We start from the raw sequence: 19,629 nt of genomic DNA on the forward strand, positions 1-19,629 counted from the left end.
TTTGTTGCGCTCTGCAATGGGCCCTTCAGCCGCATCCGCGGCGGGGGTCCGCAGTAAGAAGTAGACGGTTCGTGCCTGGCTCGGTGCGGACCGAGACAGGAGAAATGTGGCCAAGGTCCGCGTACATGAGCTTGCAAAAGAGCTCGGTATTACTTCCAAAGATGCAGTGACAAAACTGCAGGAACTGGGCGAATTTGTTCGCTCCGCCTCTTCCACCATTGAGGCTCCGGTGGTGCGGAAACTCCGCAACGCCTACCCCGACGCCGCTGCGAAGTCCGCAGCCCCGGCAGCAGCGCCCAAGGCGCCTGCCCCGTCGGCTGACACACGCTCCGCAGCGCCTGCCCCTTCGGCAGACTCGCGTCCCGCGGCACCCAAGGCTCCGGCTCCCCGGGCAGAAGCACCCGCTGCTGCCCCGGCGCCTGCCGCACCCGCTCCCGCAGCTGCCCCGGCACCTGCAGCGAGTGCCCCAACTGCTGCTCCTACTGCCGGTTCTCCCGCAGGTGGAAGTCCGTTCAGCGGAGCCAAGCCCGGTGCGCGTCCTGCGCCGAAGGCTGAGACTCCTGCCGCTCCCACCCGCTCTGGCGGATCAACACAGGGTGGATCCGGCCAGGGTGGCGCCCCGCGTCCGGGCGGTCCCCGTCCGGGCAACAACCCGTTTGCCACGTCGCAGGGCATGCCCCGCGGCCGCGGCGGCGACGGAGAACGTGCTCCGCGTCCGGGCAATAACCCGTTTGCTCCGTCGCAGGGTATGCCCCGCCCGGGTGGAAGCCGCACCGACGGCGACCGTCCCGGTGGTCCGCGTCCCGCAGCAGGTGCCGGTGGCCCCCGTCCGGGTGGTCCGCGTCCCGCAGCAGGTGCCGGTGGCCCCCGTCCCGGTGGTCCGCGTCCCGCCGCTGGCGCCGGCGCTGGTGGCCCCCGTCCCGCGGGTGGTGCCGGTGGAAACCGTCCTACTCCGGGCATGATGCCCAACCGCACGGAACGTCCCGCACCGGCTGGTGCCGGCGGACGTCCCGGCGGCGGTGGCCGTGGTCCGGGCCGTCCAGGCGGCGCACCGGGCACCGGCGGTGCCCCGGGTGCCGGTGGCGGAGCTCCCGCAGGGGGAGGCTTTGGCAAGGGTGGCCGCGGTCGCGGTGGTACCCAGGGTGCCTTCGGTAAGGGTGGCGCCGGGCGTGGCAAGCAGCGCAAGTCCAAGCGTGCCAAGCGCCAGGAACTTGAGCAGATGAGTGCTCCGTCGCTGGGTGGCGTGAGCGTACCCCGCGGCGACGGCAACACCGTAGTACGTCTTCGCCGTGGCTCGTCCATCACGGACTTCGCCGACAAGATCGAGGCAAACCCCGCCGCACTGGTGACCGTGCTGTTCCACCTTGGTGAAATGGCAACGGCTACCCAGTCGCTGGACGAGGAAACCTTTGCACTGTTGGGCGAAGAGCTCGGCTACAAGCTCCAGGTTGTGTCCCCGGAGGATGAGGAGCGCGAGCTGCTCTCCACCTTTGACATTGACTTCGAAGCAGAGCTCGAGGCCGAAGGCGACGAAGACCTCGAGGCTCGTCCTCCGGTTGTCACCGTTATGGGCCACGTCGACCACGGTAAAACCCGACTGCTCGATGCCATTCGTAAGTCCGACGTTATGGCGGGCGAGCACGGCGGCATCACGCAGCACATCGGTGCCTACCAGGTCACGCACACCCACGAGGGTGAAGACCGCAAGATCACGTTCATCGATACTCCGGGCCACGAGGCGTTCACCGCCATGCGTGCCCGTGGTGCCAAGGTGACTGACATTGCCATCCTGGTGGTCGCAGCGGACGACGGCGTGATGCCGCAGACCGTTGAGGCCCTCAACCACGCACAGGCAGCCAATGTGCCCATCGTGGTGGCCGTGAACAAGATCGACAAGGAAGGCGCCAACCCGGAGAAGGTCCGCGGCCAGCTGACCGAGTACGGACTGGTTCCCGAAGAGTACGGTGGCGACACCATGTTCGTTGAGGTCTCTGCACGCCAGAACCTGAACATCGACGAGCTGCTCGAGGCCGTCCTGCTGACCGCAGACGCTGCCCTGGACATGCGCGCCAACCCGAACAAGGACGCCCGCGGTATCGCTATCGAAGCCAACCTGGACAAGGGCCGCGGTTCCGTGGCCACCGTCCTGGTGCAGTCCGGTTCACTGCGTGTCGGTGACACGATCGTTGCCGGTACGGCCCACGGCCGCGTCCGCGCCATGTTCGACGACGACGGCAGCGCCCTGACCGAGGCCGGCCCGTCCCGCCCCGTGCAGGTACTGGGTCTGTCCAACGTGCCGCGCGCCGGCGACACCTTCTTCGTGACCGCCGACGAGCGCACCGCCCGTCAGATCGCCGAGAAGCGTGAAGCAGCAGACCGCAACGCAGCCCTGGCCAAGCGCCGCAAGCGCATCAGCCTGGAAGACTTCGACCAGGCCGTGGCAGATGGCAAGATCGACACCCTCAACCTCATCCTTAAGGGTGACGTGTCCGGTGCCGTGGAAGCCCTCGAAGACGCACTGCTCAAGATCGACGTCGGCGAAGGCGTGCAGCTGCGCGTCATCCACCGCGGCGTTGGTGCTATCACGCAGAACGACGTCAACCTGGCAACAGTGGACAGCGCCGTTATCATCGGGTTCAACGTCAAGCCGGCCGAGCGGGTTGCCGAACTGGCAGACCGCGAAGGCGTGGACATGCGCTTCTACTCCGTCATCTACGCAGCAATCGATGACATCGAGATGGCCCTCAAGGGCATGCTCAAGCCGGAGTACGAAGAGGTCCAGCTGGGCACCGCCGAGGTCCGTGAAGTGTTCCGTTCCTCCAAGTTCGGCAACATCGCCGGTTCCATCGTTCGCTCGGGTGTTATCCGACGCAACACGAAGGCCCGCATCAGCCGCGACGGCAAGATCATCGGTGACAACCTCACCGTTGAGACGCTCAAGCGCTTCAAGGACGACGCCACCGAGGTCCGCACGGACTTCGAGTGTGGTATCGGTCTTGGCTCGTTCAACGACATCACCGAAGGCGACATCATCGAGACCTTCGAGATGCGCGAGAAGCCTCGCGTCTAGTCTGAGCATTACAGGGTCGGGGGCGTCGGATTTTTCCCGGCGGCCCCGCCCCTACGCTGGGCGGCGAAGGATCTGCGATCCCTCGCCGCCCAGCTTCGGCAGGCCCGATGCCACTCCCAGGCCGCCGGAAAAAATCCAACGCGGGTCCGTCGTTGACTCGCCGTCGTGCGTGGCATCCAAACTTAAACGTGCGTACGTGAGCCGCTGGAGCGCCGTCGTACGTTCCAAATTTTTTTAGGAGTTGTTCATGGCTGATCCCGCACGGGCTGCCAAGTTGGCGCAGCGGATCAAGGTTGTTGTTGCTGAGGCTTTGGGCCGGAAGGTTAAGGATCCTCGGCTCGAAGGCATCACTGTTACCGATGCCCGCGTGACCAACGATCTGCAGCATGCCACCATCTACTACACCGTTTTCGGCGATCAGGCTGTCCAGGCTGATGCTGCCAAGGGCCTGGAGAAGGCCAAGGGTGTGCTTCGTCAGGAAGTGGGGCGCAACGTGACTGTCCGGCTGACTCCCAGTCTTGAATTCGTGGCCGACCAGATTCCCGTGGTTGCATCCAACCTTGAGGAGCTGCTTCGCGAAGCCAAGAAGCGCGACGCCGCTGTGGCCGCCCTGGCTGAAAACGCCAAGCACGCCGGAGACCCCGACCCGTACAAGAGCGACATTCCTGCCGACGTCGAGATCGACGAGGACGACTTCGACGAAGAGGACCTTGACCTCAGCGAAGACGGCGAATTTGAAGAAGACAGCAACAAGTAAGTGGAGGCCGGCGTTTAATAACTCCTGGCCGGAATTTTCAGGCTGAAGGACGGGGACCGAAATGGTTCCCGTCCTTCAGCCGTTTAAATGCCGGCGGCTGACTATGATCAGATCATGGCGGCGTCAGAGGCAGGGCCTGATCCTGTGGTGAATCCCGGTTTTGCCGGCAATCCCAGTCCCGAGGACTATCTCAACTTGGCTGTTCAGACTGCAGTCAGCAACGTGGCCGACGGCGGCGGTCCGTTCGGCGCCGTGGTTGTCACGCCCGACGGCGGGCTGCACTACGGCGTCAACAGGGTGACCCGCGACAACGATCCCACAGCCCACGCCGAGGTGGTGGCGATCCGCCGGGCCGCGGCTGACTCCGGGAACTTCGATCTCAAAGGCTCCGTGCTCTACACAAGCTGTGAGCCCTGCCCATTGTGCCTGGCCGCGGCACTCTGGGCACGCATTGACCGCGTCTACTATGCGGCGGACCGTCACGGCGCCGCCGCTGCCGGGTTCGACGACGCCCTGTTCTACGAATACTTCGGCGGAGCCCGGCCTGATCTCATGCCTGTCACCAGGGGTGATATTCCGACGTCGAACGCCCCGTTCCAGGCCTGGCGGGACTTCGGAGACCGGGTGGAGTACTGACAATGGCCCTGGAACCGACACTGATCACCTGCCCCAACTGCGGAAAGACCAACCGGATCCCCGCAGCGGCGTCCGGCCACCCGCGCTGTGGCAGTTGCCGTCAGGATCTCCCTTGGATTGTCAACGCCGGCGATGACGAGTTCGCGGTTGTCGCCGAGCAGTCGCCCGTTCCCGCCCTGATCGACTTCTGGGCTGCCTGGTGCGGTCCCTGCCGGATGGTCAGTCCCGTGCTGGACAAGTTGGCACGGGAAAAGGCGGGCCGCATCAAGCTGGTGAAGGTTGACGTGGACAGGTCCCCGGGCCTTTCCCGGCGGTTCGATGTGCAGGCGATTCCCACGCTGATGATCATTGTGGACGGCAAGGTGATCGCCCGCCAGGCCGGCGCCGCACCGGCCGGGGTGCTGCGTTCATGGCTGGATGACGCCTTGGCGGCCCATCGCACCTAGCAGACCGCGCCTAGCAGAACCCAGGTCCGGGGAGTACCTCAGGACCGCGCGGGCAGGCGGCCAACACCCTCCACGAGTTCCGGCTGTTTACCGCAGAGCGCAATGCGTACCCAGCCCTCGCCAATGGACCCAAAGGCGGTTCCCGGCGCAAACGACACCCCGGACTCGGCGAGGAACCGGCGGGTCCAGGCACGGACATCGCCGTCGGTGACGTGGCTGACATCCGCCCAAAGATAGAACGCACCCTGCGCGCTGAGGTAAGGGATCCCCTTGGCGTCCAGGACAGCGGAAGCGGCGTCCCTGTTGGCCCGGTAATGCTTATGTGCCTGCTCCACATAGTCCTGGGGACCCGTCAGCGCCGCCAGCGCGGCGTACTGGGACGGTGCGGCGACACAGGAAACGATCGCTTCCATCACATTGTTCATCTTCTGCTCCAGGCCCGGCGGACAGACGAGGGCGCCGATCCTGAGCCCTGTCAGGCCGTAGGTCTTGGAGAGGGTCAACGAGGTGAAGACCCTCGCCTCGCCCGGAACGTCGCTGTCGAACCGGGCGGCGCTGACGTGCGGAACATCGTAGGTAAAGGCTTCATAGCATTCGTCTGAGATGATCCAGAGATCGTGCCGGCGGGCCAGGTCAACGAGGTCGCGGGTCAGGTCCTCACGGAGGACTGCTCCGAGGGGGTTGGACGGGGAGTTCAGCATCAGCACCCTGGTGCGGTCCGTGATGAGGGCCTCCACGTCCTGGAGCCGGGGCTGGAAATTCTGGTCCGGATACAACGGGTACCCCACCGGAACAGCGTTCAGGAGCCGGCTGGTCATGGCGAAGGTGGGGTAACCGGGATTCGGGATCAGGATTTCATCGCCCGGCGCGAGGAGGAGGCTCATGGCAAGGTGCAGGCCCTGCTGGGCGCCGGCCACCACATAGACGCGGTCGGCGGCGATGCTGCTTTGGTTGCCCGCGCCGGTCAGGTGGCCCGCACCGGCCAGGTGGCCGGCACCTAGACCGGCACGGAACCGGTCAGCGAAGGCTTCCCGCAGCGCGGGAATACCGGCGTTTGGTGTGTAGTTGGTCTCGTCCCGGTCCAGGCATGCCATTCCGGCGTCCAGCACATGGCGGGGCAGCGGGAAACCGGGTTCACCGATGCTCAGGACGATCGCTTCAGGATGACGCCAGGCGGCCTCCGTGATTTCGCGGATCTGGTTGACGGGGACGTTCCGCACATGGGCAGCAAGCTCAGGCATGCCAGCCATCCTAGCCGCCCTGTTGGGTCCCGCGACGGGGTGGGCCGGCGGCGGGAGCAGCGCCGATATACTGGGAGGCGTGCTTTCTGGACTGGTGATAGTGGACAAACCGCAGGGATGGACCAGCCATGATGTGGTTGGCCGGATGCGGCGGCTCGCCGGTACCCGGAAAGTGGGGCATGCGGGAACCCTTGACCCCATGGCCACCGGTGTCCTGGTGGTGGGCATCAACAAGGCGACGCGGCTGCTCACCTACATCGTGGGCACGTCCAAGACGTACACGGCAACCATCCGTCTGGGCCAGTCCACCATTACCGACGACGCCGAAGGCGACGTGATCGCATCCATCAGCGCCGCCGCCGTCACCAATGAGGAAATCCACGACGGCGTGGCCGCCCTTACCGGGCAGATCCAGCAGGTGCCCAGCAGCGTCAGCGCCATCAAGGTCAACGGGGAACGGGCGTATGCACGCGTACGGTCCGGCGAAAACGTGAAACTCGCGGCGCGGCCCGTCACCATCCACCGGTTCGAAGTACACAGCATCCGGCGGGAGCCCGCGGGTGGCGTTGTGGACGTCGATGTCACGGTGGAGTGTTCCTCGGGTACCTACATCCGTGCCCTGGCACGGGACCTCGGCGATGCGCTGGGGGTGGGCGGGCATTTGACCGCGCTCCGGCGTACCCACGTGGGCCCGTATTCCCTGGACCAGGCCCGGACCCTGGAGCAGCTGGCCGAAGAACTTCAGGTACTCGAGATGTCCCAGGCCGCCCGCGCGCTGATGCCCAACAGGGAACTCACAGCGGACGAAACCACCGAGATCTCATTCGGCCGCCGGATCCCGGCCGGCTCACCGGCGGGAGATCCGCTGGCGGCAACAGTGGAGAACCCGGCCGCCGCCTTTGCTCCGGACGGGAGCCTGGTGGCGCTGTTGGCTGATTCCGGCAGCTTTGCCAAGCCAGTGCTGGTGTTCGCGCCAGGCAACGCCGCCGCGCCCGGCAATGCCACAAGCCAGGGGACATAGGCGTGGACGCATACTTTTACATCGTTCTTGTGGTCGGTCTTCTCTCGACCGGTATCTGCCTGGTGGCGGGGATCGCCAAAAAAGCCCCCAACGACATCACCATCCTGTCGGTGGCAGCAGTGGAAGCCGCCCTGGTGGTTTACCTCGTCGGATCCATCGTCAGGGTCATTGCGGGTGAGCCGATCGCGGGGGAGGCGTGGGAGTTCTGGGGCTACCTTGCCACCGCAATGCTCCTGCCGCCCGCCGCCGTCTACTGGTCCATCCTGGAACGGACCCGGTGGAGCAATTTTGTCCTGGCCGCCGTCGGCGTCACCGCCCTGGTGATGGCCGCCCGAATGAACCAGATCTGGTACTGAAGTGGAAGAAGCCCGTCCCGTGAAATCACAGCAGCAATCGACCCCGGGGAAAGTATCCGCAGCCGGCAAGGACACGCGCAACACCGGGCCCGGCCGCCTGCTGATTGCTGTCTACGCGGTGTTCGCCATTTCGGCCACCGCCCGCGCCGGCTACCAGATCCTGACGAAATTCTCTGAGGCTCCGCTGGCTTACCTGCTCTCTGCCTTCGCAGCCTTGGTGTACCTGGTGGCCACTGTGTCCCTGGCCAAGCCGGGCCGCACCTGGTTCAAAGTGTCCGTGGCGGCCGTCCTGGTGGAACTCGTGGGCGTGCTGGTGGTCGGCGCCCTGAGCCTCTTCGATCCCGTCCAGTTCCCGCACGAAACCGTCTGGTCCCTTTTCGGCCGCGGTTACGCCTTCATCCCGCTGCTGCTGCCCATCCTGGGCCTGGTATGGCTCTACCGGCGGCGGCCCGGCAGCCGCCCGTCCACAAGTCCCGTCCACCAGTAAGGGTTAGCATCAAAGGCCCGGAGGCGCAGTCCGGGCAGGTGCTGGACACAAGGACTGGCGCAGCGGGCTTTGCGGGTAATCTTAGAGAGTTCCGGCGCCGGCAGGCTTCCGGGACATGTCAATGTCAGGCAGTAAAAAGGCGAGGGTGATGGTCAACATCTGGAACGATCCGTCCGAGGTCCCGGCGGACTTCGGTCCCTCCGTTGTCACCTTCGGCAACTTCGATGGCGTCCACCGTGGCCACCAGCAGGTGCTGTCCCAGCTCATCCGCTCAGCCCGCCTGAACAGGACAAAAGCCGTCGCGGTGACGTTTGACCCGCACCCGGCAGTGGTTCACCGGCCTGAGTCTGCGCCGGAAATGATCATGGGCCTGGAGGACAAGCTGGAGGCGCTGGGGGAGCTGGGCCTTGACGCCATCCTGGTGATGAAATATTCGCTGGAACTCGCCAGCCTCACCCCCGAAGAGTTCGTACGCCAGGTGCTGGTGGACAGCCTTCACGCCAGCCACGTGGTCATCGGCCACGATGCCCGGTTCGGCCGTGGGAACTCCGGCGATCTTGACACCATGAAGAAGCTCGGCCAGCAGTTTGGCTTTGACGTCCAGGTCATCAGCGAATTCGGCTCCGAAGGCTTCCCACTGCACGACGACGACGGGACGGACAGGCGCTGCTCCTCCACCTGGGTGCGCGAGGCGCTGCGGGAGGGCGACGTGGCAACGGCCGGCGCCGTCCTGGGCCGACCGCACCGGATGCGCGGCGAAGTGGTGCACGGAGCTGCCCGCGGCCGTGCCCTGGGATTTCCCACAGCCAACCTGGCCCCGAACGCCAGCGGACTGATCCCCGCAGACGGGATTTACGCGGGCTGGCTTGTTGACCAGGCCGGCACCCGCTGGCCGGCTGCGATTTCCGTGGGGTCAAATCCCACGTTCGACGGCGTCAGCCGCCAGGTTGAGGCGCACGTGATCGACCGTCCGCATGAGGCCGTAGAGGACTTCGATCTGTACGGCCAGACAGTAGTTGTGGAGTTCGTGGCCCGGCTCCGTGGCATGGTGGCGTACCGTGGGCCTGAGGCGCTCGTTGACCAGATGCGCCTGGACGTGATCCAGGCGCACGATCTCCTGGTCCGGCGCTGACTGGCCTGACGGAGATCAACCGCAGCCATCAATGAGGAAGGCAGCACTGTGTCCGTAGAGAAGAACACCAGGAAACTGGATAAAGGCATCGTGCGGGATTTCAGTTCCCGGATGAGCTACGCCTCCTATCTACAGCTGCCCACCCTTCTCAGTGCGCAGCAACCTGTCAGCCGTCCTGAACACCATGACGAGCTGCTGTTCATCATCCAGCACCAGACCACCGAGCTCTGGCTGAAACTGGTGCTGCACGAGCTCAGGAGCGCGGCCGCGTGGCTGCGGGAGGACGATCTCGGCGCCGCGCTGAAGGGCATCGCCAGGGTCAAGCACATCCAGAAGACACTAACCGAGCAGTGGTCCGTCCTGGCAACCCTGACCCCCACCGAGTACTCCCAGTTCCGGGGTTTCCTCGGCAACTCATCGGGCTTCCAGTCCAGCCAATACCGTGCGGTGGAGTTTGTCCTGGGGAACAAAAACCGGAAGATGCTTCCCGTCTTTGAGTCTGACCCGGAAGCACATCAGATGCTGGAAGGGCTGCTCCATGCCCCCAGTATCTACGACGAGTTCCTGGCCTACCTCGCACGGCAGGGCCTGGACGTGCCGCCGGCGGTCCTGGAACGCGACGTCACCCGCGCCCACGAATTCACTCCCGAGCTGGTGCCGCTGTTCAAGCACATCTACGAGAACCCCGCGGAGAACTGGGGTGCCTACGAGGCGTGCGAAGAACTCGTTGACCTGGAGGACAACTTCCAGCTCTGGCGGTTCCGCCACCTGCGCACGGTGCAGCGCACCATCGGCATGAAGACGGGCACCGGAGGTTCCACCGGCGCCGCCTTCCTGCAAAAGGCACTGGAACTGACGTTCTTCCCTGAACTCTTCGCCGTCCGGACGGAGATCGGCCAATGAGCACTGAATCGCAGGCAACGGTGGAAAATTCCGACGCCGGTGCCCTCCTTCGGCGGGCCGGGCAACTGGATGCCCAGGACCCGCTGGCACACTACCGGGACCTGTTCATCGGAACGGACACCGACCTCTCCTACCTGGACGGCAATTCCCTGGGACGCCCGCTCAAGCGGACGCCGGAGGACATCAGCGACTTCATCCATAAAGGCTGGGGCGGCCGGCTGATCCGCGGCTGGGACGAGGAATGGCTGGAGCTGCCGCAGGCCATCGGGGACCAACTGGGCAGGGCAGTGCTGGGCGCCGCTCCCGGGCAGACCATCATCGCCGATTCCACCACCGTGGTCCTGTACAAGCTCATCCGCGCCGCGCTGGCCGCGGTGACCGATCCTGGCCGCAGGGCGATTGTCCTGGACACGGACAACTTTCCCACCGACCGCTATCTCGTGGAGGGCATCGCCCGCGAGGAAGGCCTCTTGCTGCGGTGGATCGAAGCCAATCCGTCGTCCGGCGTGACCCCCGAACAGGTGAGGGAAGCGGCAGGGCCGGATACCGCCGTCGTACTTTTGAGCCATGTGGCGTACAGATCAGGGTTCCTGGCCGATCTTCCGGCAATCACGGAGGCCGCCCACAATGCCGGGGCGCTGGTGGTGTGGGACCTGTGCCACTCCGCCGGTTCGGTGGAGCTGGATCTTGACGGGGCAAACGTAGACTTTGCCGCCGGCTGCACGTACAAGTACCTCAACGGCGGGCCGGGCTCACCGGCATTCGCCTACATCAACAGCCGCCATTTGGCGTCACTCCGGCAGCCAATCTGGGGCTGGATGGGACGCAAGGACGCCTTCGAAATGGGGCCGGGTTATGAACCCGCGGCCGGGGTCCGGGGATTCCTCAGCGGAACCCCGGCAATCTTTGGGATGCTGGCCATGCGCGGCACCCTGGACCTCATTGAAGAAGCCGGAATGGCAGCCGTCCGGGAGAAGTCGCTCAAACTCACCGCCTATGCAGTGGAGCTGTTCGAACAATGGCTTGAACCGCTGGGCGTGCAGCTGGCCTCGCCACGGAATCCGGAGCGTCGGGGCAGCCACATCACGCTGGACCACCCTGAGTTCCGGAATGTCACGGCCACGCTATGGGAGCAGGACGTCATTCCGGATTTCCGGGCTCCGCACGGCATCCGGATCGGACTGTCTCCGCTGAGTACCAGCTATGGCGAAGTCTTCCGTGGCATGGCGGCCATCCGGGAGCAGCTGCGTTCCTAGCGCCGCCCACGCTGCGCCGGCCACGCTCGAGACACGTGTCCTTTTGTGGCCGCCTTTTCCTAGGGCAAGGACCGTTTTCCGGTCAGTGTGGGGTTTTTTCCAGTCAGGGTGCCCTCCTGTTTCGACAAGATTGCAGCCCGGCCGGTAAACTAAACGTTGGATCCGGCTGCAGTCCGTGGCGGCTGGTTCCTGCCATGCGTGAAAAACCCTGGTTTTTGACGGAATTCTGCTTTCCGGGATTCCGCGCTGGCAGACCCGGCAGTGAGTTACTGACTCGGGCCTCACGGCACATCAATAGGAGTTATTGTGGCACTTGACGCCGCTGTAAAGCAGTCCATCATCAAGGATTTCGCAACATCCGAGGCCGACACCGGTTCGCCGGAGGTCCAGGTTGCAGTCCTGACCCAGCGGATCAAGGATCTGACTGAGCACATGAAGGAGCACAAGCACGATTACCACACCCAGCGCGGTCTGCTGGCCATGGTTGGTCGCCGCAAGCGCATGCTCACCTACCTCAAGAACACTGACATCGCCCGCTACCGTGCGCTCATCGAGCGCCTCGGCCTGCGCCGCTAGTCAGGCTTAAGGGGCGGCCCTTTCCTCCATGGAACGGGCCGCCTTCTTCAGAAGAAAACTAAACAGGAGGATCAACCGCATCACGCATTCGCGGTCCTCGGTAGTGATCCCCGGGAACGGCTTCGAAGACTGAAGCCCCGGCCCGTGGGTCTCGATCGATGACCGGGTGCAGTGCAGGCCAGTAGACAGATGCTGGGCTGGGTTGATGCGGCTGGACTTCCGTGAACCAGAAACGGAGGTGACTCTCTTGGAGGGTCCCGAAATCCAGTTCTCAGAAGCAGTCATTGATAATGGCCGCTTCGGCAAGCGTGTAATCCGCTTCGAAACAGGCCGTCTTGCCAAGCAGGCAGCCGGCGCAGCCATGGTGTACATCGATGACGACACCGCGCTGCTTTCCGCCACCACCGCGGGCAAGTACCCGCGTGAGGGCTTCGACTTCTTCCCGCTGACGGTTGACGTTGAAGAGCGTATGTATGCCGCAGGCCGCATCCCGGGCTCGTTCTTCCGCCGTGAAGGACGCCCGTCCACCGAAGCCATCCTGGCTTGCCGCCTGATGGACCGTCCGCTGCGTCCCGCCTTCGTTAAGGGCCTGCGCAACGAGGTCCAGATCGTGGTGACCGTCCTGGCCATCAACCCGGACGAGCTCTACGACGTGGTGGCCATCAACGCCTCCTCCATGTCCACCCAGCTCTCCGGCCTGCCCTTCTCCGGCCCCATCGGCGGCGTCCGCGTTGCCCTCGTTGCCGACGAGAACGGCTCCCAGTGGGTTGCCTTCCCGAAGCACTCCCAGCTGGAGAACTCGGTCTTCAACATGGTGGTGGCCGGCCGCATTGCAGGTGACGACGTCGCCATCATGATGGTTGAAGCCGAAGCCACAGACAACTCCTGGAACCTCATCAAGGAACAGGGCGCCACCGCACCCACCGAAGAGGTTGTCTCCGAGGGCCTCGAGGCTGCCAAGCCGTTCATCAAGGCACTCTGCGACGCACAGTCGGACCTCGCCGCACGCGCCGCGAAGCCCACCGTTGAGTTCCCCGTTTTCCTCGACTACGAGGACGACGTCTACGCAGCGGTTGAGTCCGCTGCCGCTGACAAGCTGGCTGCTGTCTTCCAGATCGCTGACAAGACCGAGCGCAACGACGCTTCCGACGCCCTGAAGGACGAGGTTGTTTCCTCCCTCGCCGGCCAGTTCGAAGGCCGCGAAAAGGAAGTTTCCGCAGCGTTCCGCTCGGTGACCAAGCAGGTTGTGCGCCAGCGCATCCTCAAGGACCAGATCCGCATTGACGGCCGTGGCCTGACGGACATCCGCCAGCTCACCGCCGAGGTTGAGGTTCTGCCCCGCGTGCACGGCTCGGCCATCTTCGAGCGCGGCGAGACCCAGATCATGGGTGTCACCACGCTGAACATGCTGAAGATGGAACAGCAGATCGACTCACTGTCTCCCGTAACGCGCAAGCGCTACATGCACAACTACAACTTCCCGCCGTACTCCACCGGTGAAACCGGCCGCGTGGGTTCGCCCAAGCGCCGCGAAATCGGCCACGGTGCCCTGGCAGAGCGCGCCCTCGTGCCGGTGCTGCCGTCCCGCGAGGAATTCCCCTACGCCATCCGCCAGGTGTCTGAAGCCCTCAGCTCCAACGGTTCGACGTCGATGGGTTCCGTTTGTGCCTCCACCCTCTCGATGCTGAACGCCGGTGTGCCCCTGAAGGCTGCCGTTGCCGGTATCGCCATGGGCCTGGTTTCTGACCAGGTTGACGGCCAGACCCGCTACGCGGCGCTGACCGACATCCTCGGCGCCGAAGATGCCTTTGGCGACATGGACTTCAAGGTTGCCGGTACGTCCGAGTTCGTCACGGCCATCCAGCTGGACACCAAGCTTGACGGCATCCCCGCCTCGGTGCTGGCAGCAGCACTGAAGCAGGCCCGCGAAGCCCGCCTGCACATCCTGGACGTCATCAACTCCGCGATCGACACCCCGGATGAGCTCTCCGAGTTCGCGCCGCGGGTCATCGCGGTCAAGATCCCGGTTGACAAGATCGGCGAGGTCATTGGGCCCAAGGGCAAGATGATCAACCAGATCCAGGAAGACACCGGCGCCGACATCTCCATCGAGGACGACGGCACGGTCTACATTGGCGCCACGAACGGTCCGTCTGCAGACGCAGCACGCTCCGCCATCAACGCCATTGCCAACCCGCAGGTTCCGGAAATCGGCGAGCGTTACCTGGGTACGGTCGTTAAGACCACCACCTTCGGTGCGTTCATTTCCCTGACTCCGGGCAAGGACGGCCTGCTGCACATCTCCGAGCTGCGCAAGCTGGCCAGCGGCAAGCGCGTGGACAACGTTGACGACGTTGTCTCCGTGGGCCAGAAGATCCAGGTGGAAATCACCAAGATCGATGACCGCGGAAAGCTGTCGCTGTCTCCCGTTGTGGCTGAAGAGGAAGGCGCCGGCGAACCCGAGCGCGTTCACGCTTCCGCCGGGGCAGAGGGCGCAGACTCCGAGTAATTCGGACCCTGCACCACAGCATGATCGGCGGGGCCGGTGGATGATCCACCGGCCCCGCCGCTGTTACGATGGCAGCCAGATCGCTGCCCCTTTGAAAGGCCTCAATGACTGTTGTACCCCTGCCGCTTGAGCAGAACCATGCCGGCGACACCCTGGTTCACGGATCCGAGGGCGGCTCCGTCGTCCGGCGGTCGGTGCTGCCCGGCGGCGTGCGTGTGCTCACCGAGGCCATGCCCGGGCAGCGCTCGGCCACCATCGGCTTCTGGGTAGGCGTGGGGTCCCGGGACGAAGCACCGGGCCAGCACGGTTCGACGCACTTCCTGGAGCACCTCCTGTTCAAGGGCACCAAACGGCGTACCGCACTGGAAATCGCTTCGGCATTCGACGAGGTGGGCGGGGAGTCCAACGCGGCCACTGCCAAGGAAAGCACCTGTTACTTCGCCCGGGTACTGGACACTGACCTGCCCATGGCGATCGACGTCATCGCCGACATGATCACCGGTGCCGTCCTGGACCCGACGGAGATGGAGCAGGAGCGCGATGTCATCCTGGAGGAAATCGCCATGGACAGCGATGACCCCACCGACGTCGCCCACGAAAAATTTGTGGCTGCCGTCCTGGGGACACATCCGCTGGGCCGCCCTATCGGCGGTACACCCGCCGCCATCAAGGCCGTGGCCAGGGATTCCGTCTGGGAGCATTACCGCCGCTACTACCGGCCGGATGAGCTTGTCATCACGGCCGCCGGAGGCTTGGAGCACGACGTCGTCTGCAACCTTGTGGTCGACGCTCTTAACGCAGCCGGCTGGTCGCTGGAGCCCGATGCGGCTCCCGTGGATCGCCGCTCGACGGAACGGGCTCAGATCACCGGCACAGCAGGATTGCACGTGGTCAAGCGGGCCGTGGAGCAGGCCAACATCATTATGGGCTGCCCCACGATCGTCGCCACGGATGAGCGGCGCTACGTCATGAGCGTGCTCAACGCTGTGTTGGGTGGGGGCATGTCCTCACGGCTGTTCCAGGAGATCCGTGAGAAGCGTGGACTGGTTTACTCCACGTACTCCTTTGCCTCCTCCTACGCTGACGCCGGCTATTTCGGTATGTATGCAGGCTGCACGCCCTCCAAGGTCCGCCAGGTTCTGGACCTGCTGGGTCTCGAGCTGGACAAGTTGGCCGAGGGCGGGATCTCCGACGACGAACTCCGCAAGGCGGTTGGCCAGCTCTGTGGCGGCATTGTGCTTGCACTTGAGGACACCGGTTCAAGGATGTCCCGTCTGGGCCGGGCCGAGCTGGTGTCCGGTGAATACCAGGACATCGACGAGACGCTGCGCCTGATCAAATCCGTCACGGCCCAGGAGGTCCAGGACCTTGCCAAGGAATTGGCAGCTGCACCGCGGACCGTGACAGTGGTGGGACCCTTTGAGGAATCCGAAACGTTCGGACTCTAATCCAGTGACTGACCAGGGGAGCGCGGAGAGAGCATGAACAATCCGTTGCCCGGCACCGTTCACACCGTGCTGGATAGCTTCCTGGGTCACTGGCGGGGCACCACACGCCTTGCCGCAGGTGCGTGGGGCCCGGAACACATCGCTGATGCCGAAGTGAGCTATACGAGGGCCGCGGGCGGCTACGCAGTAGTCCAAAGTTATCGGCATCAGGAAGCCGACGGTTCCCACTATGAAGGGCACGGCGTTTTTACTGTCGATCCCGATCATAAGGATGTTCTCTGGTACTACGTGGACAGCATGGCCGGCGCGTCACAAGGACCTCCCGCCCGCTGTACCTGCATTGACGGCGTCCTGCGCGTGGAACGGCACAGCGACCGGGGAACCGCCCGTCACGCTTTCCGCGTCGACGGCGGCATATTGACCCATACCGTCGAACTGCGCCTAGGCGATGCCGGCGGTTTTTCCCCTTTTATGTCCTCGGAGTTCCACCGCGCCTAACCGCAGCGCGAATGGACACCTGCGGGCCCTCGGCGCCCGGTCAGCCCGCTGATTCCATAATCCGGGTCTGGGGCGACCCGTTCAGGGCAGGGGCAGCCGTCGGAGAGTTCCACACCCTGTCCTTGAGATTCGCCAACAGTTTCTCGGCCTGCCCGCGTTCATTGAAATCCAGTTCAACCACCACGTAGTGGGAGTCGTCCACTGGCCGGTAGATCCGGTGCGAGAGCACACCTGAGGCGGCGCGGTTCACCGGATCCCGGTCGAAGGCTGCTTTCCACATGTCGAAGTCCCTGATGCCGTGCTCGATCTGCAGCGTATACATAGCTGATTCTCCTTAGATACTGGCCAGCTCTTGAACCGGAACCGTTCCGGTCGCTGTGCCCATTTGTACTGCCAACGTATGCACCCTGTTCTTCTGGCGGTATCCCAGATATCTGGAAGGGCAGTCGTGGACAGTCAGCCCTTTCGGGGCACGTGCTGCCGATCCGGCCGGAGCGCATACTGGGTGAATGACTACGGGCTGGGCAGTGCACCGGAGCCTCGAACGGGTTCGGCTTCTCGGCAATTCGTCACTGCATCATGCGCAGCTGCGCAGAGAGGTGCTCCGCGAGCTGGGCCGGATGTTGCCCTTCAGCGCCTGGGTTTGGCCCCTTTCCGATCCTGCAACGGCAACGGGTATTTCACCCATGGCATGGGTCCCGTGCCCGGAGGAATTGCCGCTCCTCATCCGGCTGAAGTATTTGACGCCTGTAGGCAGGTGGACCCAGTTGGCGGGGAGCGCGTCTCCGGTGGCTTCCTTGCTTGAGGTTAGCCAGGGAGACCCATCCAAGAGCGCGGTCTGGGATGGCGTGCTCAAGCGGTACGGTGTCTCCGATGTTCTGTTCACCGTGTTCGCGGACAAGCAAGGCTGCTGGGGTTGGCTTGACCTGTGGCGAAAACCCGACCAAGGTGCCTTCACTGCCAGTGAAGCGGCCTACCTCGAAGCTGTTACCCACAAAGTAACTCCGGCCCTGCGGCGGTCCATCGCCCGGCAGTTCGGGCTGGAAACATCAGCCGAAGCGGCCAGCCGGGCTGTACTACCGGAAATGCCGTCAGAAGAGCCAGTGCCTCGGAGGGTAGTGGAGAGCGGCAGGGCTGCAGTCATACTTCCACAGCAGGCCGTGCTCACGCTGGACGCGGACCTGGCGGTAGTGGGGGAGACGGCTTCTACACGGGACTGGCTTGAATTGTTGCAGCCCGGGCCGCGCCCGTATCAGGGGGTGCCTGCAGAGGTCCTGAACGTCGCTGCCCAGTTGTTGGCACGTGAGGCAGGCGTCGATGATCATCCCGCTGCCGCCCGGGTACATATTGGGTCTGGAAAGTGGGCGATGCTCCCGGCAAGCAGGATGGATTCGGCACCTTCCGGCGTTACCCCGCCGTTGGCCGTAACTATCCAGGAGTGTCCGCCCGAGGCGCGGCTGGACATCTTCGCCAGGAGCTTCGGATTGACGCCCCGCCAGCGGGAGTTGCTTGAGCTGGCCGCGAAGGGTGCGGACACGGCAGCGATGGCCGCGGCCCAGGGTGTGGCAGCCTATACCGTCCAGGATCAGTTCAAGCAGGTTTTCGACAACTGCGGTGTCCACAGTCGTGCGTCATTGCTGGCCATGGCATGGGGAACCGCGTAGCAACGATGCTCCTATAGGCGTCAAATCGCATATGGCTTCCTGGGACATGGGTCGATGCAACGCGCTTGAAGACTTGTGGCGTTCTGCCCGCTGAGCTACAAACGCGCGTGCAGTGATCACTCGCTTTCCGCTTACTGAGCTTCAGACCGCTTTAGGGGTCCGTCCATGTGAGGTCGTAACGTCGATGCGGCCACGTGAACTGGTCGGGAGCGATCTGAATAATTGACGACGTTTGGCCGGCCGCAGTTTCAAGGTCCTCTATTTTAGTCTTTTGGTCGCCTATCGACTTGGCAAACATGAGGATCCGCCATGAATCGAACACAGCGCGGCCACTGTCGTCCCAGTCAACGTCCAGTGCTTCTCCTGTGTGAAGTTCGAAGCGACAGCCCCGGCCGTGGAGAGCGAATGTTCCCAACCCGTTCAACTGGCCGGACCGAACGGGACCGCTTCCGTCTCGTGGAACCAAGAAAAGGCCGGTCCAGACGGTTGGGCGCTCCGTTCCCGCATGTCGGGTAATGAGAGTGTCCAGGCATCGGGCCGTTAGCCGAACAAACGATTCGACAATTTCATGGGGTGTGCTGCTCATTGGGACATCCTGTCAGAATCCAGCAGTGGAACATTTGGAGTCAGGCTGACTCATGATCAAATCGAGATTCTGACTGTTTGGTCGGTCAACCAATGGCGGTAGGTTGAAGCGAGCTCGTCATTTCGGATGTGGCCTCGTTCCAGTCTCGAAATGATGGAAACCCATTGGCCAAGTTCGCCGGCTACCGTCGTGATGGTGAGCTCGAGTTCGGTCCGCATGCGGCGGAGGTCGGAGTTGTTAGGTGCTGGCCGCGGGTTGGTGATTTGGCGGTAGATTTCGCGGGCTGCGTAGCGTTTGAGGCAGCGCATGATTTCGCGTTTGCCCTTGCCCTCGGAGGTACGTTTAGGCACGTAGTCCTTGGTCCGTTGGCACGAGGCCATGCGGACCAGGACTACCTGATGCAAGGCATTATTGGCGCTGCGGTCCCCGCCTCTGCTGAGCCGGTGGCGGGTTGTCTTGCCGGATGAGGCTGGTACCGGAGCGGCCCCGACGAGCGAAGCGAATTGGGCTTCGTTCCCCAGATGGTCTGGGTTGTCCCCGAAGGTGATCAACAGCTGGCTGGCTACTTCGGTCCCGACTCCTGGTAAATCGCAGAGCAACGGGGCATAGCTATCGAGGATTTCCTTGAGTGCCGTATCAGCAGCCTCGATTTCTGTTGTCAGCGCCTGGCATCGGGCTGCCAACGCCTTGAGGGTCAGGAGGGTTACGTACTCAGGGTCCGCCAGATGTCCCGAAGGGTCTCGTACGCTGCAGGGCAGTAACCAGCGCGGAAGTGCCCAGCGTCCGATATTTCGCCCGGATTTTGTCCTGGACCGAAACGAGGAGTGCCTTGATCTGGTTGATGGCCGCGGTGCGGGCCTTGATTGCTGATGCACGCCCGGAACGTAGGATCCGCAGGCATTCAACGGGGCCGTCCTTGGCCTTCGGGATCGCCTTCGTCCGTCCCTTGAGTACCGACTTGGCCGCCTGGTAGGCATCCAGCGGGTCGGATTTCTCCTTGAGTCGGCGGGCGGCCCGGTTTGGGCGGTTTACCTCCAGCACGG

The 19,629-nt window shown here is 63.9% G+C and carries 20 protein-coding genes; 15 read left to right on the forward strand and 5 right to left on the reverse strand.

The genetic code is table 11. The features are described 5' to 3' along the window. Positions 1-106: 106 nt before the first annotated feature. The 4 genes from infB (at position 107) to trxA (ending at position 4,909) form a co-directional block, all read left to right on the forward strand. The gene (gene infB, locus M1E17_RS07710) at positions 107-3,070 is read left to right on the forward strand and encodes a translation initiation factor IF-2 (RefSeq protein WP_457966583.1); all 2,964 of its coding nucleotides are present in this window, start codon (positions 107-109) and stop codon (positions 3,068-3,070) included. 247 nt (positions 3,071-3,317) lie between these two features. Then, positions 3,318-3,827, forward strand: a complete 510-nt coding sequence (gene rbfA / locus M1E17_RS07715) for a 30S ribosome-binding factor RbfA (RefSeq protein WP_457966585.1) — start codon at positions 3,318-3,320, stop codon at positions 3,825-3,827. 114 nt (positions 3,828-3,941) lie between these two features. Beyond that, complete coding sequence (locus M1E17_RS07720; RefSeq protein WP_457966587.1) at positions 3,942-4,463, forward strand: nucleoside deaminase; 522 nt, start codon at positions 3,942-3,944, stop codon at positions 4,461-4,463. Positions 4,464-4,465: 2 nt separating this feature from the next. Then, entirely contained in the window at positions 4,466-4,909 is a 444-nt protein-coding gene (gene trxA, locus M1E17_RS07725) for a thioredoxin (RefSeq protein WP_457966589.1), read from the forward strand. 38 nt (positions 4,910-4,947) lie between these two features. Here the strand turns inward: trxA and M1E17_RS07730 are convergent, their stop codons facing one another. Further along, on the reverse strand, positions 4,948-6,150 hold the full coding sequence (locus M1E17_RS07730) for a pyridoxal phosphate-dependent aminotransferase (RefSeq protein ID WP_457966591.1): 1,203 nt from the start codon (positions 6,148-6,150) through the stop codon (positions 4,948-4,950). Positions 6,151-6,229: 79 nt separating this feature from the next. Here M1E17_RS07730 and truB point away from each other — a divergent pair, with 79 nt between their 5' ends. The 10 genes from truB (at position 6,230) to M1E17_RS07780 (ending at position 16,336) form a co-directional block, all read left to right on the forward strand. Then, positions 6,230-7,171: a tRNA pseudouridine(55) synthase TruB gene (gene truB / locus M1E17_RS07735; RefSeq protein ID WP_457966593.1), complete on the forward strand. Its 942-nt coding sequence runs from the start codon at positions 6,230-6,232 to the stop codon at positions 7,169-7,171. Between the two features lie 2 nt (positions 7,172-7,173). Next, positions 7,174-7,527 (forward strand): hypothetical protein, encoded by a 354-nt coding sequence (locus tag M1E17_RS07740; RefSeq protein ID WP_457966594.1) that lies wholly within the window; start codon positions 7,174-7,176, stop codon positions 7,525-7,527. Positions 7,528-7,546: 19 nt separating this feature from the next. Then, entirely contained in the window at positions 7,547-8,014 is a 468-nt protein-coding gene (locus M1E17_RS07745; RefSeq protein WP_457966595.1) for a hypothetical protein, read from the forward strand. Between the two features lie 148 nt (positions 8,015-8,162). Continuing rightward, a complete protein-coding gene (locus tag M1E17_RS07750) occupies positions 8,163-9,146 on the forward strand; it encodes a bifunctional riboflavin kinase/FAD synthetase (RefSeq protein ID WP_457967635.1) in 984 nt (327 codons plus the stop codon). Positions 9,147-9,194: 48 nt separating this feature from the next. Continuing rightward, a complete protein-coding gene (kynA, locus tag M1E17_RS07755; protein WP_457966596.1) occupies positions 9,195-10,049 on the forward strand; it encodes a tryptophan 2,3-dioxygenase in 855 nt (284 codons plus the stop codon). Continuing rightward, positions 10,046-11,305: a kynureninase gene (gene kynU, locus M1E17_RS07760; RefSeq protein ID WP_457966597.1), complete on the forward strand. Its 1,260-nt coding sequence runs from the start codon at positions 10,046-10,048 to the stop codon at positions 11,303-11,305. Before kynA ends, kynU begins: the two co-directional genes overlap by 4 nt. Before the next feature lie 306 nt (positions 11,306-11,611). Next, the gene (rpsO, locus tag M1E17_RS07765; RefSeq protein WP_247048644.1) at positions 11,612-11,881 is read left to right on the forward strand and encodes a 30S ribosomal protein S15; all 270 of its coding nucleotides are present in this window, start codon (positions 11,612-11,614) and stop codon (positions 11,879-11,881) included. A 247-nt stretch (positions 11,882-12,128) separates the two neighbouring features. Beyond that, positions 12,129-14,390 carry a polyribonucleotide nucleotidyltransferase gene (locus M1E17_RS07770; RefSeq protein WP_457967637.1) on the forward strand — a complete coding sequence of 754 codons (2,262 nt, stop codon included), beginning with the start codon at positions 12,129-12,131 and terminating at the stop codon, positions 14,388-14,390. A 104-nt stretch (positions 14,391-14,494) separates the two neighbouring features. Next, on the forward strand, positions 14,495-15,838 hold the full coding sequence (locus M1E17_RS07775; RefSeq protein ID WP_457966598.1) for a M16 family metallopeptidase: 1,344 nt from the start codon (positions 14,495-14,497) through the stop codon (positions 15,836-15,838). 33 nt (positions 15,839-15,871) lie between these two features. Beyond that, positions 15,872-16,336, forward strand: a complete 465-nt coding sequence (locus M1E17_RS07780) for a DUF1579 family protein (protein ID WP_457966600.1) — start codon at positions 15,872-15,874, stop codon at positions 16,334-16,336. A 40-nt stretch (positions 16,337-16,376) separates the two neighbouring features. Here M1E17_RS07780 and M1E17_RS07785 read toward each other — a convergent pair whose 3' ends face one another. Next, positions 16,377-16,658, reverse strand: coding sequence for a hypothetical protein (locus M1E17_RS07785; protein ID WP_457966602.1), 282 nt, complete (start codon positions 16,656-16,658; stop codon positions 16,377-16,379). A 187-nt stretch (positions 16,659-16,845) separates the two neighbouring features. Between M1E17_RS07785 and M1E17_RS07790 the strand changes: the two genes are divergently transcribed. Beyond that, positions 16,846-18,000, forward strand: coding sequence for a helix-turn-helix transcriptional regulator (locus M1E17_RS07790; RefSeq protein WP_457966604.1), 1,155 nt, complete (start codon positions 16,846-16,848; stop codon positions 17,998-18,000). 151 nt (positions 18,001-18,151) lie between these two features. Here M1E17_RS07790 and M1E17_RS07795 read toward each other — a convergent pair whose 3' ends face one another. The 3 genes from M1E17_RS07795 to M1E17_RS07805 are packed head-to-tail and all read right to left on the reverse strand — an operon-like array spanning position 18,152 to position 19,627. After that, positions 18,152-18,586 (reverse strand): DUF6896 domain-containing protein, encoded by a 435-nt coding sequence (locus M1E17_RS07795; protein ID WP_457966606.1) that lies wholly within the window; start codon positions 18,584-18,586, stop codon positions 18,152-18,154. Positions 18,587-18,642: 56 nt separating this feature from the next. Next, complete coding sequence (locus M1E17_RS07800; RefSeq protein ID WP_457966608.1) at positions 18,643-19,269, reverse strand: transposase; 627 nt, start codon at positions 19,267-19,269, stop codon at positions 18,643-18,645. A 28-nt stretch (positions 19,270-19,297) separates the two neighbouring features. Further along, positions 19,298-19,627, reverse strand: a complete 330-nt coding sequence (locus tag M1E17_RS07805; protein ID WP_457966610.1) for an IS110 family transposase — start codon at positions 19,625-19,627, stop codon at positions 19,298-19,300. Positions 19,628-19,629: the final 2 nt, after the last annotated feature.

This window comes from Arthrobacter sp. D1-29 (assembly GCF_054130585.1).